This is a genomic window from Aquabacterium humicola (genome assembly GCF_030167915.1).
GTDB classification, from domain to species: Bacteria; Pseudomonadota; Gammaproteobacteria; order Burkholderiales; family Burkholderiaceae_C; genus Pseudaquabacterium; species Pseudaquabacterium humicola.
The window spans coordinates 304,663-317,329 of record NZ_JARGNB010000005.1; the positions used below are offsets into that span (position 1 = coordinate 304,663).

Sequence of the window (12,667 nt, forward strand, 5' to 3'; positions counted from 1 at the left end):
GCGGGCTTCGGGCGTCGATTCAGTGCGCAGCGGCCAGGCCGAGCAGAACGGCCGCTTCGCACCACTGCTGCGTAGCGCCCAGCGCATCGCCGGTGAAGCCGCCGAGGCGGCGCCGCAGCCAGCGATTGATCCAGGCCGCCACGAACGCGGCGAGGACCAGCGCGAGCGCGAGCGAGGGCCAGCCGAGCAGCGGCCCCGATGCAGCGGACAGCACGGCGGTGGTGCCGTATCCGACGAGCAACTCGGCCGTCGTCACCCGCTGCGCCAGCGGCTTCGCCTTGGCGTGCTCGATGTCGCCGGCGTAGGGCAGCGTCGCCATCAGGCCCACTGCCGCGGCGCGCGACACGGCATGCGCGAGCACCATCGCCAGCGCTGCGCGCAGCGGCGCGTCCTGCGCCAGCGCGAGCAGCAGCGCGGTCTTCAGCGCCAGCGTCAGCACCAGGCCCAGCGCACCGTAGCTGCCGAGCCGCGAGTCCTTCATGATCTCCAGCGCCCGCTCGCGCGCGACCGCGCCGCCGAGGCCGTCGCAGGTGTCGGCGAGGCCGTCTTCGTGAAAGCCGCCGGTCAGCCACACGGTCGCCGCCATCGACAGCAGCACCGCGACCGGCAGCGGCCACCAGGCCGTGGCGAACAGAAAGATGCCCGCGCCGAAGGCGCCGACCAGCGTGCCGACGAGCGGGAACCAGCGCGCGCAGCGGTTGAGCTCGGCCGGCTCGAACGATGCGATGCGCACCGGCACGCGCGTCAGGAACTGCAGCGCGAGTGCAAGCCGGCCGAGCTCCTGCCGCAGCATGGATCAGTCGGCGCCGGGCCGCCCCGCGCCGACGGCGCCCGACAGGGGCGGCGAACGCAGCGCGCCGGGGGCAGGCGGTTCCGCGCGGCTGACGCCGGCGCTGTCGAAGCTGGCCATCTCGCAGACGATGCGGCAGGCCGATTCCAGCAGCGGCCAGGCCAGCGCGGCGCCGGACCCTTCGCCGAGGCGCAGGCCCAGGTCCAGCAGCGGCTGCGCGTCGAAGTGCGACAGCAGCAGCCGGTGGCCCGGCTCGGCCGAGCAGTGCGCGAAGACGCAGCGCTGAAGCACGGCCGGCGCGAGCCGCGAGGCCACCAGCAGCGCAGCGCCGCAGATGAAGCCGTCGATGACGATCACGCGGCGCTCCGCCGCCGCCTGCAGCATCGCGCCGACCAGCGCGGCGATCTCCAGCCCGCCCAGGCGCGCCAGCACGTCCAGCGGCTCGTGCACGGTGGCGTGCTGCGCCAGCGTGTCGCGCAGCACCGCGAGCTTTCGCTGCAGGCCTGCATCGTCCAGGCCGGTGCCCCGTCCGGCGCAGCGGTCGATCGGCGCGTGCAGCAAGCGCGCGGTCAGCAGCGCTGCGGCGGAGGTATTGCCGATGCCCATCTCGCCCGGCAGCAGCACGTTGCCCGGCCGTTCGGCCACGACGCGCCGGCCGACGTCGATCGCCGCGGCGCACTGTGCCGGCGACATCGCGGGGCCGAAGCTCATGTCCGCGCTGCCGGACGCGACCTTGGCGCCGACGAGGCCCGCGCGCGGCGCGAAGTCATGCCTCACGCCGACGTCGACCACCGTCAGTGCCAGGCCGTGCTGGCGGGCCAGCACGCTGACCGCCGCGCCGCCGGCGAGGAAGTTCTCGACCATCTGCCAGGTGACGTCGCTCGGGTAGGCCGAGACGCCGTGCGCCGTGAGCCCGTGGTCAGCCGCGAAGACGATCAGCTGCGGATCGCGCAGCCGCGGCTGCTCGGTGCCGAGGATCAGGCCGATGCGCCGGCCCAACGTCTCGAGCCGGCCGAGCGCACCGAGCGGCTTGGTCTTGTGGTCGAGCAGGTGCTGCAGCCGCGCGGCCAGCGCCGGGTCGTTCAGGTCATGCACGGCCGGCAGGCCGTCGGTCATCGATGGCGGCGGGGCGTCGTTCATCAGCGGTCGATCAGGCGCATCAGTGCGCCGGGTGGGAAATGCGGGTCGATGAAATCGGCGAGGCCGTCGAACACCGCGTCGAGCGGGCGCACGGTTTCGCCGAAGAGGGCCTGCAGCAGCGCGGGCTGCTCGAAGAGGCCGTGCACGTACGCGCCGAGCACGTTGCCGTGCTGCCAGCCGATCGGCGTACCGTCGGCATCGTGCAGCGCGGCGTGGTCGCACGCGCCGGGCAGCGCGCGGGTGCGGCCGTGGCGGATCTGGTAGCCGCGCAGCGCGAGGCCGGACCAGGGCTGCCAGAAGCCGTGCAGCGCCGAGAAGCGGGCGTCGCCGTCGACCAGCCGCTTGTCCGGGGCGAAAGTGGTCTCGACCGGCAGCAGGCCCAGGCCCGCGGCCGCACCGTCGATGCCGAGCGGATCGTGCAGCGCGGCGCCCAGCATCTGCAGCCCGCCGCAGACGCCGAGCAGCGGCCGGGCCGCGGCGGCGTGCGCGGCGATCGCTGCGGCCAGGCCCTGCGCATGCAGCCACGCGAGGTCGCTGCTGGTGTGCTTCGAGCCGGGCAGGATCACCAGGTCCGCGCCGACGAGGTCCTGCGGACGGCGCGCCCAGCTCACCTGCACGCCGCGCATCTGGCGCAGCGGCTGGAACTCGTCGAGGTTGCTGATGCGCGGCCAGGCGACGATGGCGATGCGGCACGCCGGGCGGTCGGCGGGCGGCGCGGTGGCCTCGCCGGGCACCTCGACCGCGACGCCGTCCTCTTCCGGCAGCCCGTGGCCGCGCCACATCGGAAGCACCGCGAGCGTCGGCACGCCGGTCAGCGCCTGCAGCTGTTGCGGTCCCGGCGCCAGCAGCGAGGCGTCGCCGCGGAAGCGGTTCAGCACGAAGCCGCGGACCTGGCCGCGTACATCGTCGGGTAGCAGCCGGTGGGTGCCGAAGAGGTGCGCGAACGCGCCGCCGCGGTCGATGTCGGCGACGATCAGTGCCGCGGCCTGCGAACCACGCAGCGTGCCGAGGTTGACGTAGTCGCTGGCCTGCAGGTTGATCTCGGCCGGCGAGCCCGCGCCCTCGATCACGACGAGCTCGTGCGTGGCCTGCAGCTGCCGCAACGCGTCGGCCGCCAGCGGCGCGAGCAGCGCGCTGCGCCGGTGCCACGGCACCTCGGCCAGGTCCGGCCGCACGCGGCCGAGCACGACCACCTGGCTCGCGGTGTCGCGCTCGGGCTTCAGCAGCACCGGGTTCATGCGCACGTCGGGCGCGGCGCGCGCGGCCAGCGCCTGGAAGTACTGCGCGCTGCCGATCTCGGCGCCGTCGCCGTCGGGGCCGGGCACGACGCGCGCGTTGTTCGACATGTTCTGGGCCTTGAACGGCGCGACGGTGAGGCCCTGGCGCGCATACCAGCGGCACAGCGCGGTCGCCAGCCAGCTCTTGCCGGCATGGCTGGTGGTGCCGAGCACCATCACCGCGCGGCCCGGGCGATTCACAGGCGCCCCCCCAGCCGCGGCAGCGCGGCCCACATCGCGCCGCCGTCCTCGGTCGGCACACGTTCGATCCGCAGTGCGTGGTCGAAGACCTCGGCCAGTGCGTCGCGCACCGCGGCGTCGTCGGCCGGGCCTTGCGCGACGAGGCGGCCGCGCGCGAGCACGACCAGCCAGTCGGCGGCCAGTGCCAGCGTCAATTCGTGCAGCACCGAGACCACGGCCGCACCTGCGTCGGCCTCTTCGCGCATCAGGCGCACCAGCGCGGCCTGGTGCGGCGGGTCGAGGTGCGTGGTGGGCTCGTCGAGCAGCAGCACGGGCGCCTGCACGGCGAGCGCGCGCGCGAGCAGCACGCGCTGGCGTTCGCCGCCGGAGAGGGTCGACAGGCGCCGGTCCGCGAAGGCCTCGCATTCGCAGCGCTGCATCGCGCGCTGCACGGCGGCTTCGTCGTCATCGTCCGGCGCACCGAGCAGGCCGTGGCGCGGCAGGCGGCCGAGGCGCACGATGTCGATCGCCGACAGCTCCGACGGCGCTTCGCCCTGCTGGGCCAGCCAGGCCAGGCGGCGCGCACGCTGCTGCAGCGGCAGCTCGAGCACGGGCACGCCGTGCAGGCGGCGTTCGCCGTCGGCCGCCAGCAGCCCGGCCAGCGCGCGCAGCAGCGTCGACTTGCCGGCGCCGTTCGGGCCGACGATGGCGGTCCAGCGGGCCGGCGCGAAGTCGACCGAGACGTCGTGCAGCACGAGCGCATCGCCGAGCCGCACGCGCAGTCCGCGCGCGCTCAGCGCCGGCCCGGCGGGCAGGGCGGCGCGGGGGGCGTGCAGCATGGCGGTGTTCGCGCGGTCGTTCATCGGCGGTCGTTCAGGCGCGCCGCCGCTGCCGCAGCAGCAGCATCAGGTAGCCGCCGCCGAGCACGGCGGTCAGCACGCCGACCGGCAGTTCCTGCGGCGCGACCAGCGTGCGCGCGGCAAGGTCGGCGGCCAGCAGCAGCAGGCCGCCCAGCGCGGCCGAGGCCGGCACCAGCAGCGCGTGGCGCGCGGCGACGCTGCGCCGCGCGAGGTGCGGCGCCGCCAGACCGACGAAGCCGACCATGCCGGCCTGCGCGACCGCGACCGCGGTGGCCAGCGCCATCGTCGCGACCAGCATCAGCCGCATGCGGCCGACGCCGATGCCCAGGCTCGCGGCGGTCTCGTCGCCGAGCGTCAGCGCATCGAGCGCGCGGGCGGCCGGCCACGCCGCCGCCAGCGTCAGCACCAGCCCGCCGGCGAGCAGCACGCAGGCCGGCCAGCCGAGGTAGCCGGTGCTGCCGAGCAGGAAGGCCTGCTTGCCGCGAAGCGCTTCGGGCGCGGCGAGCGTGACGAGGTCGCTCAGGGCGCCAAGCAGGAAGCCGACGACGATGCCGGCCAGCAGCAGCGTGGTGGGCTGCACCGCGCCGCGCGCGAGCGTCAGCGTCAGGGTGACACCGACCAGCGCACCGCCGAAGGCCGCGCCGACGAGGCCGACCCGTGCGAGCTGGCCCGCGGTGACGGGACTCAGCACGCTGCCGGCGAACGCGCTGGCGGCGAGCACCAGCACGACCGCCAGCGTGGCGCCGGGCGCGGCGCCGAGCAGGAAGGGCTCGGCCAGTGGATTGCGGAACAGGCCCTGCGCCAGCGCACCACCCAGGCCGAGCAGCGCACCGACCAGCCAGGCGCCGACGGTGCGTGGCGCGCGGATCTGCCACAGCACGAGCTCCGACTGCGCCGCGTCCGGCAGCGCCCAGCCGTCGCTGCCGGCGGCGAGCCCGGCGAGCAGCAGCAGCACCGTCAGGCCGCCCAGCAGCAGGGCCGTGCGCAGAGGGGTCATGGTGTCGTCGCGCCGGGCGGCGGCAGCCGCTGCAGGCAGTCGGCCAGCAGCTCGGCGGCTTCGCCCAGGCGCGGGCCGGGGCGGATCAGCAGCTCGTAGCGGGCATGCGGGAAGCCGCAGTGGCGGCCCTGGCGCAGCGCGGGCAGCTGCTGCCAGCCGGGGCGCTGCGGCATCGTGGCGACATCGCGGTCCACCGCCATCACGAGGTCGGGCGGATGCCGCGGCACCCACTCGGGGTTGAGCTTGGGGAAGGCGCCCAGCGCGGCCGGCACCGCGTTCGCGAGGCCCAGGCGGGTCAGCGTCTCGCCGATGAACGAGGCTTCGCCGGCTGCATAACCGGCGCTGTCGATCTCGAAGTAGACGCGCGCGCCGCGATAACTTCGCGGCACGCGCGCGGCCGCGGCGTCGATGCGCGCCTGGATGCCGCGCCACAGCGGCTCGGCGCGGCCCGGCAGCTGCAGCAGGCGCTCGAGCTCGACCAGCGAGCGGCGCACGTCCTCGTGGGTGTCCGAACGCAGCACCTGCACGTTCAGGCCCAGCGCCTGCAGCCGTTCGACGACGCGTGCCGACGGCGCCGCGAGCACGAGCTCGGGCTTCAGCGCGACGATGCGCTCGACCTGCGCATCGTCGAGCCCACCGAGCTTCGGCAGCGTGGACACCTGCTCGGGCCAGTTCGAGAAGCGGTCGACGCCGACCAGGCGTTCGCAGGCACCGAGCGCGCAGACGCTCTCGGTCAGCGACGGCAGCAGCGAGACGATGCGCTGCGGACCCGCGGCGCCGCTCGACAGCGTCACGCCTGCGAGCAGTGCGGCGCAGACGAAGCGAAGGCGGCGCAGGGGCATCACGGATTCTCCCGCGGCAGGTTCAACGCGCGGCCGGCGACCATCAGGGTCACGCGCTCGCACGCCCCGGCGATGCGCTGGTGCAGCGCGCCGAGCGCATCGACGACGTGGCGCGCTTCGGGCGACATCGGCGACAGGCCGAGGCCGATCTCGTTGGACACCAGCACCACCGGACCGGCGGCGGCCTGCAGCGCGCCGAGCAGCGCGTCGACCGTCGCCTGCCAGGCGGCGGCGTCGAGCCGCGGCCCTTGCATCGGCATCAGCAGGTTGGTCGTCCACAGCGTCAGGCAGTCGATCACCAGCAGCCGCTGCGGCGCCGCATGCAGGCGCAGAGCCTCGGCCAGCGCGCGCGGTTCTTCCAGCGTGCGCAGCGCCGGCACACGCGCCGCGCGATCGAGCTGATGACGCGCGATGCGAGCGGCCATCTCGGCATCGCCGGCGAGCGCGGTGGCGATCAACAGCGCGTCGCGGCCGGCTGTGGCCAGCCAGGCGGCCGCGCGGGCCTCGGCCGCGCGCGACTTGCCGCTCTTCTGCCCGCCGAGGATCAGCTCGTGCATCGCCGCCCTTTGCACTTTGCCGTTTGTTCAGCGCCCGGCGAAATCCCAGCGCACGCCGATCCAGCCTTGCCGGCCGAGTGCCTGGTAGTCGCGCACCGGTTCGATGTCGCGGTCGGTGGCGTTCAACACCTTGGCTTCGAGCTGCCATTGCGGCGCGAAGCGCCAGCGGGCGCGCAGGTCGATCGTCGTGTAGGCGGCCATCGTCTTGCCGCCGTCGGGCCGGTCGCCGACGTTCAGCGCGGCGACGCCGATCAGCCACGGGCCGGCGTCGTAGTCCAGCGACACACTCGCCTGGTGCGCGGCGCGGCGCTGCAGGCGCTGGTTCGTGTCGGCGTCCTTGGCGTCGAGGAAGTCGATCGCCGCGCGGCCCTGCCAGGGTCCCGCCTGCAGCCCGCCGTTGAGGCTGAGGCCTTCCAGCCGCGCGCGCCCGATGTTCGCGGCGCAGCCGTAGCTGTAGCCGGGATCGTTCGGGCAGCGCGCATTGTCGGCCTCGTAGGCCACGAGGTCGCGCGCGCGGGTGCGCCACGCGGTGGCCGAGACGTGTGCGCCGGACCAGCGGCCGTCGATGCCGAACTCGAAACTCTTCGAGCGCTCGGGGCGGATCGTCGCGACGCCGTAGCCGGGGTAGTAGAGGTCGTTGAAGCTCGGCGCCTTGAACGACTGGCCGGCCAGCGCCCGCACGCGCCAGCCGGCGGCGAGGGCGTAGGACGCGCCGAGGCGGCCGGTGTTCACACCACCATAGACCGAGTTGTCGTCGCGGCGCAGGTCGGCCTGCATGGACAGTCCGTTGAAGCTGCCGGCGTAGGCCAGCACCAGCGCGTCGTTGTCGCGCGCGACGTCGCCGAGGTAGCTCGTCGACAGCGCCTCTTCGCGCAGCCCTTCGTAGGCCACGGTCAGGCGCTGCTCGGCGGCGATGCGCCACGTCGCCTGCGCGTCGAGCTGGCGGCGCTGCGTGCGGAAGCGGTCGATCTGGCGGCCGCCGGTGTGCGAGTCGCCTTCCTGCGTCGCGAAACGCAGCAGCGAGGTCCAGTCGCTGCCCCAGCGGCCGTGCCAGGACAGCGCGCCGACCTGGGTCTCGAGCCGGTTGCGGAAGTCGGGAGAGGGGTCCTGGGCATAGGTCGGCGGCAGGAACTCGCTGGCGTCGTACTGGCTGTTCAGGCGCGTCTCGAGCCACATCGCTTCGACGCGGTGGTCCTTCGTGGGCTGCCAGCCGAGCCGGGCCTGCGCGCTCGTGCGCCGGAAGCCGTCGGCATCGGGATTGTGGTTGCCGAAGCGGTCGTTGGGTCGCAGCGTCGATTCGCCTTCGAGTCGCTCGTGCGAGACGCCGCCGGCGAGGTCGACCGCGCCGAAGGAGGCGCCGGCGTGCAGCGAGCCCTCGCGCGCACCGTAGCCGCCGGCGGCCACGCGCGCCGACGCGTACGGCACGCCGTCGCCGCGGCGGGTGAAGATCTGCACGACGCCGCCGGAACCATCGGCACCGTAGAGGCTGGACGCGGGGCCGCGCAGCACCTCGATGCGCTCGATCGCGGCCAGCGGCAGCGATTCCATCTCGGCGTAGCCGAGCGTCGCCGAGCCGATGCGCACGCCGTCGACCAGCACCAGCGTATTGCCGGAGCCGGCGCCACGGATGAAGAGGCTGGCATTGGCGCCGGGGCCGCCGTTGCGCGAGACCTGCACGCCGGCTTCGCGGCGCAGCAGGTCTTCGATCGAATCGGCGGTCGAGCGGTTGATGCGCTCGGCATCGATCACCACGACATCGGCGGCGACCTTGCTGGCCGGCAGCGGTTCGCGGGCACCGACCACGACGATCGGTTCGGCCGGGGGCTTGGAGGACTGTGCGCCGGCGGGCAGCGCGGTGGCCGCGATGGCGGCGAGGGCAACGACGGGCAGGGACGTGCGCGGCGCAACGGCGCGGCGCGGGGAGGAGCGGAAGGACATCGGGACTGCTGGGGACGCTTGGACGTGCCGTCCTGCTTCCCCGCAGGCGGACACCGTACGGCGCATCGTCCTGGACGGACGGCACACCACCTCGTTGGCCGGTATCCGGGCTGGCGGAGACGGCCCCTGTGCCCTTCCCGGACGCTTCATCGCGGCCAGTGGGATGTCGACAGGAGCTGAAGGTGGAAACCTTCGTCCGCTTACCGTTGCGGGGGCAGCTCAGGTTGAGGTTTCGCCGGTGGCGTCGCCTGTCCTGATTCCCGTTGAACTGCGCCGCCGCAAGACTGCTTCGGCGCGAGCACCAACGGCGTGCATCATACCGTCGCTTGCGGCGCGGGCCGCTTCACGCCCGGGGCGTAGCGCCGAGGCGGAAGTAGTCGCACCAGCGGCTGACCGCGCAGGCGCTGCAGTGCGGCGTGCGCGCGACGCAGACATAGCGGCCATGCAGGATCAGCCAGTGGTGGGCCTCGATCCGGTAAGGCTCGGGCACGCGCTCTTCGAGGCGCAGCTCGACGTCGATGACGTTCTTGCCGGGCGCCAGGCCGGTGCGGTTGCTGACGCGAAAAATGTGCGTGTCGACCGCCATCGTCGGTTCGCCGAACGCCACGTTCAGCACCACGTTGGCGGTCTTGCGGCCGACGCCCGGCAGCGCCTGCAGGGCCTCGCGCGCACGCGGCACCTGGCCGCCGTGCTGCTCGACGAGGATGCGGCAGGTCTCTACAAGGTGCTTGGCCTTCATGCGGTACAGGCCGATCGTGCGGATGTACTCGGTCAGGCCCTCGACGCCGAGCGCGAGGATCTTCTGCGGCGTATTGGCGACCGGGAACAGGCGCCGCGTCGCCTTGTTGACGCCCACGTCGGTGGCCTGCGCCGACAGCAGCACGGCGGCCAGCAACTCGAAGACGGTGGTGTATTCGAGCTCGCTCGCCGGCTGCGGGTTGGCGGCGGCAAGCGTCGCGAAGAAGGGTTCGATGTCGGCGGTCTTCATCGGCGGTTTCAGCGCTGGAAGCGGGATTTCAGCAAGGGCTGGATCTGGATCGCGACGATGCAGGCCAGGATCAGCGCGGCGCCGGCGAAGCCGCTGGCGCTCAGCCGGTCGCCCATGAACAGCGCGCCGAAGAACGCCGCGAAGACGGTCTCGGACGACAAGATGATCGCCGCATCGGCCGGGTGCGCATGGCGCTGGCCGACCACCTGCAGCGTGAAGCCGATGCCCACCGAGACGATGCCGGTGTAGAGGATGGCGCCCGCGGCGGTGCGCAGGCCCTCGGTGCTGATCGGCTCGGTGGCCAGGCCCAGCACCCCGCTGAGCAGCGCGCAGACCAGGAACTGGCCGCAGGCCAGCGTGTAGGCGCCGCGCAGCCGGTTGGCGATGCGGCCGACCAGCAGCACGTGGAAGGCCCAGGGGATCGTGCTGGACAGCACCCACAAGTCGCCCGGCGACAGCGCGGACAGGGACGCGCCGGTCATCAGCCAGGTGCCGGCGAGGCAGCCGATCGAGGCCGGCCAGATGCTCCAGTGCGGCAGCTGGCGCAGCAGCAACCACGCCAGCAGCGGCACCAGCGGCACGTACAGCGCGGTCAGGAAACCGGCGTTGGTGACGCTGGTGCTGATCAGCCCGATCTGCTGCAGCACGACGCCGATGCACAGCAGCGCGCCCAGCAATCCGACCCACGCGAGGTCGCGCCCGCCGGTGCGGTGGCCGTCGCGGCGCAGCTGCTGCTGTTCGCGCAGCGCCAGCGGCAGCACGACCAGCGCGCCGAGCAGGAAGCGCACGCCGGTGAAGGTCAACGGGCCGACGCCGGCCATGCCCAGCGCCTGGCCGACGAAGGCCGAGCCCCAGATCAGCGCGGCCAGCAGCAGCAGCCCGCCCGATTGCAGGCGCGACAGCGGCGCCGGGCCGGAGGCGATCGGCCCGCGTGGCAGCGTGGCGCTCATCGGGCCGTTCCGCCGGAAGGGTCGCTGCTGCTGCCGCTGCCGCCGCTGCCGCTGCCGCCGCCGCCACCACTGCGAGAGCGCGCGCGGGCCAGCGCCACTTCGATCACCGCGCGCTTGGCGGCGATCGCGTCGGGATCCTCCAGGCGGGTCTGGTTCTCCAGGTCCGCCAGCTTCGCGGCGGCCTTGGCGGCCAGGCGCTCGTCGTTCTCGCGCTTGTCGCGCTCGACGCGGAACTGGTGGAAGGCGTAGCGGTCGCGCGCGGTGGCCGCCTGTTCGGGCGACCACGCGTCCCAGCCGGTGCGCTGGCCGCTGACGTCGGCCAGCGCGATGCAGTCGACCGGGCAGACCGGGATGCACAGCTCGCAGCCGGTGCACAGGTGGTCGATCACCGTGTGCATCAGCTTCGGCGCGCCGACGATGCAGTCGACAGGGCAGGCCTTGATGCACAGCGTGCAGCCGATGCACCAGGCCTCGTCGATGATGGCGAGCTTCAGCGGGCCTTCGTGGCCGCGCTCGGTGTCCAGCGGCCGCGGAGCGCGGCCGGTGATCTCGGCGAGGCGCACGATGCCTTCGGCGCCGCCCGGCGGGCAGCGGTTGATGTCGGCCTCGCCGGTGGCGATGGCCTCGGCGTAGTGGCGGCAGTCGGGGTAGCCGCAGCGCGTGCATTGCGTCTGCGGCAGCGCGGCGTCGATGCGCTCGGCGAGCGCGGCGATCGCGATGGAATCGGTGGCGGATCGGGCAGCGGTGGCGGTCACCGCCGGATTATCCCCAGGGGTGACCGGCCAGCCGCCGAAGGGGCCGGCGTGGCGCGAGGTCCGTCAGGCGCGCTTGCCGTTGCGCTTGCGCGGCGCCGGCGCGATGTCCAGGCGTTCCTCGTCTCGGTTGAAGCGCTCGATGAAGCGCTTGATCTCCGGGTAGACCTTCTCGCGCCAGCGGCGGCCCGAGAAGATGCCGTAGTGGCCGGCGCCTTCGACGTCGTAGTGGAACTGGCGCGTCTTCGGGATGCCGGTGCACAGCTCGTGCGCGGCCTTGGTCTGGCCGGCGCCGGAGATGTCGTCGAGCTCACCCTCGACCGTCAGCAGCGCGCTGGTGGTGATGTCCTGCGGCCGCACCAGCGTGCCCTGGACGTCCCAGGTGCCGTTGACCAGCGCGAAGTCCTGGAACACGGTCTTGATGGTGTCCAGGTAGTACTCGGCCGGCATGTCGAGCACGGCGTTGTACTCGTCGTAGAACTGCCGGTGCGACTCGGCGCTGTCGTCATCGCCGCGCACGAGATCCAGGAAGTAGTCGTAGTGCGACGACAGGTGGCGGTCCGGGTTCATCGCGACGAAGCCGGTGTGCTGCAGGAAGCCCGGGTAGACGCGGCGACCGGCCCCGGGGAAGTTCGGCGGCACGCGGTAGATCACGTTGTTCTCGAACCACTCGAAGCTCTTGTTCATCGCCAGGTTGTTCACCGCGGTCGGCGATCGGCGGGCATCGATCGGGCCGCCCATCATCGTCAGCGTGCGCGGCGTGAACTCGCCCTTGGTGGCCAGCAGCGACACCGCGGCCAGCACCGGCACCGTGGGCTGGCAGACCGAGATGACGTTGACCTCGGGGCCGATGTGGCGGATGAACTCCTGCACGTAGGCGATGTAGTCGTCGAGGTGGAAGGGGCCCTGGTCGGTCGGGACGTTGCGCGCGTCGGTCCAGTCGGTGATGAACACCTTGTGGTCGTGCAGCAGCATCTTGACGGTGTCGCGCAGCAGCGTGGAGTGGTGGCCCGACAGCGGGGCGACCACCAGCACGGCCGGCTGCGACTTCATCTTCTCGAGCACCGGCGCGACGTCGGTGAAGCGCTTGAAGCGAAGCAGCCGGCAGAAGGGCTTGGTGATCGGCACCTGCTCCTGCACGGCGACCTCGACGCCAGCGACCGTGGCGGTGCGGATGTCGAACTGCGGCTTCTCGTACTCCTTGGCCAGCCGGTGCATCAGGTCGAAGCCCGCGGACACGCGCTGGGCCAGCGGCGTGTGCGTGAACGGCGACAAGGGATGGTTGTAGAGCTTCGACGAGGCGCTAGCGAACTCGGCGAACGGCGCCATCAGAGCGCGCTGGGTTTCATACCACTGGTACAGCATTCGAAGCGACTCCGGAATCAGGTCAGGCATG

Annotated in this window: 12 protein-coding genes and 1 riboswitch; all 12 genes read right to left on the reverse strand. The window is 73.1% G+C overall.

What is annotated here, in order from left to right; all coding sequences use genetic code 11:
* Nucleotides 1-19 precede the first annotated feature (19 nt).
* The gene (locus tag P1K89_RS22585; protein WP_284618783.1) at nucleotides 20-793 is read right to left on the reverse strand and encodes an adenosylcobinamide-GDP ribazoletransferase; all 774 of its coding nucleotides are present in this window, start codon (nucleotides 791-793) and stop codon (nucleotides 20-22) included.
* 3 nt (nucleotides 794-796) lie between these two features.
* Nucleotides 797-1,906, reverse strand: coding sequence for a nicotinate-nucleotide--dimethylbenzimidazole phosphoribosyltransferase (cobT, locus tag P1K89_RS22590; protein ID WP_284618902.1), 1,110 nt, complete (start codon nucleotides 1,904-1,906; stop codon nucleotides 797-799).
* A gap of 23 nt (nucleotides 1,907-1,929) precedes the next feature.
* Nucleotides 1,930-3,384 (reverse strand): cobyric acid synthase, encoded by a 1,455-nt coding sequence (locus P1K89_RS22595; RefSeq protein WP_284618903.1) that lies wholly within the window; start codon nucleotides 3,382-3,384, stop codon nucleotides 1,930-1,932.
* A 20-nt stretch (nucleotides 3,385-3,404) separates the two neighbouring features.
* Nucleotides 3,405-4,250 carry an ABC transporter ATP-binding protein gene (locus P1K89_RS22600; RefSeq protein WP_284618784.1) on the reverse strand — a complete coding sequence of 282 codons (846 nt, stop codon included), beginning with the start codon at nucleotides 4,248-4,250 and terminating at the stop codon, nucleotides 3,405-3,407.
* Between the two features lie 10 nt (nucleotides 4,251-4,260).
* Complete coding sequence (locus tag P1K89_RS22605; RefSeq protein ID WP_284618785.1) at nucleotides 4,261-5,244, reverse strand: FecCD family ABC transporter permease; 984 nt, start codon at nucleotides 5,242-5,244, stop codon at nucleotides 4,261-4,263.
* The gene (locus tag P1K89_RS22610; RefSeq protein ID WP_284618786.1) at nucleotides 5,241-6,086 is read right to left on the reverse strand and encodes an ABC transporter substrate-binding protein; all 846 of its coding nucleotides are present in this window, start codon (nucleotides 6,084-6,086) and stop codon (nucleotides 5,241-5,243) included. Before P1K89_RS22610 ends, P1K89_RS22605 begins: the two co-directional genes overlap by 4 nt.
* On the reverse strand, nucleotides 6,086-6,643 hold the full coding sequence (locus P1K89_RS22615; RefSeq protein WP_284618787.1) for a bifunctional adenosylcobinamide kinase/adenosylcobinamide-phosphate guanylyltransferase: 558 nt from the start codon (nucleotides 6,641-6,643) through the stop codon (nucleotides 6,086-6,088). The genes P1K89_RS22610 and P1K89_RS22615 overlap by 1 nt, the downstream gene beginning before the upstream one ends.
* 27 nt (nucleotides 6,644-6,670) lie before the next feature.
* Complete coding sequence (locus tag P1K89_RS22620; protein WP_284618788.1) at nucleotides 6,671-8,581, reverse strand: TonB-dependent receptor domain-containing protein; 1,911 nt, start codon at nucleotides 8,579-8,581, stop codon at nucleotides 6,671-6,673.
* 79 nt (nucleotides 8,582-8,660) lie between these two features.
* Nucleotides 8,661-8,902, reverse strand: a riboswitch (cobalamin riboswitch).
* A 22-nt stretch (nucleotides 8,903-8,924) separates the two neighbouring features.
* Entirely contained in the window at nucleotides 8,925-9,569 is a 645-nt protein-coding gene (gene nth / locus P1K89_RS22625; RefSeq protein WP_284618789.1) for an endonuclease III, read from the reverse strand.
* A gap of 8 nt (nucleotides 9,570-9,577) precedes the next feature.
* The gene (locus P1K89_RS22630; protein ID WP_284618790.1) at nucleotides 9,578-10,519 is read right to left on the reverse strand and encodes a DMT family transporter; all 942 of its coding nucleotides are present in this window, start codon (nucleotides 10,517-10,519) and stop codon (nucleotides 9,578-9,580) included.
* Entirely contained in the window at nucleotides 10,516-11,274 is a 759-nt protein-coding gene (gene rsxB / locus P1K89_RS22635; protein ID WP_284618791.1) for an electron transport complex subunit RsxB, read from the reverse strand. The genes P1K89_RS22630 and rsxB overlap by 4 nt, the downstream gene beginning before the upstream one ends.
* A 63-nt stretch (nucleotides 11,275-11,337) precedes the next feature.
* Nucleotides 11,338-12,636, reverse strand: a complete 1,299-nt coding sequence (locus P1K89_RS22640) for a polyhydroxyalkanoate depolymerase (protein WP_284618792.1) — start codon at nucleotides 12,634-12,636, stop codon at nucleotides 11,338-11,340.
* Nucleotides 12,637-12,667: the final 31 nt, after the last annotated feature.

Coding starts and splice junctions, on each gene's coding strand:
- P1K89_RS22585 (WP_284618783.1), bottom strand. CDS start 793: ATGCTGCGGCAGGAGCTCGGCCGGCTTGCACTCGCGCTGCAGTTCCTG.
- cobT (WP_284618902.1), bottom strand. CDS start 1,906: ATGACCGACGGCCTGCCGGCCGTGCATGACCTGAACGACCCGGCGCTG.
- P1K89_RS22595 (WP_284618903.1), bottom strand. CDS start 3,384: ATGGTGCTCGGCACCACCAGCCATGCCGGCAAGAGCTGGCTGGCGACC.
- P1K89_RS22600 (WP_284618784.1), bottom strand. CDS start 4,250: ATGAACGACCGCGCGAACACCGCCATGCTGCACGCCCCCCGCGCCGCC.
- P1K89_RS22605 (WP_284618785.1), bottom strand. CDS start 5,244: ATGACCCCTCTGCGCACGGCCCTGCTGCTGGGCGGCCTGACGGTGCTG.
- P1K89_RS22610 (WP_284618786.1), bottom strand. CDS start 6,086: ATGCCCCTGCGCCGCCTTCGCTTCGTCTGCGCCGCACTGCTCGCAGGC.
- P1K89_RS22615 (WP_284618787.1), bottom strand. CDS start 6,643: ATGCACGAGCTGATCCTCGGCGGGCAGAAGAGCGGCAAGTCGCGCGCG.
- P1K89_RS22620 (WP_284618788.1), bottom strand. CDS start 8,581: ATGTCCTTCCGCTCCTCCCCGCGCCGCGCCGTTGCGCCGCGCACGTCC.
- nth (WP_284618789.1), bottom strand. CDS start 9,569: ATGAAGACCGCCGACATCGAACCCTTCTTCGCGACGCTTGCCGCCGCC.
- P1K89_RS22630 (WP_284618790.1), bottom strand. CDS start 10,519: ATGAGCGCCACGCTGCCACGCGGGCCGATCGCCTCCGGCCCGGCGCCG.
- P1K89_RS22640 (WP_284618792.1), bottom strand. CDS start 12,636: ATGCTGTACCAGTGGTATGAAACCCAGCGCGCTCTGATGGCGCCGTTC.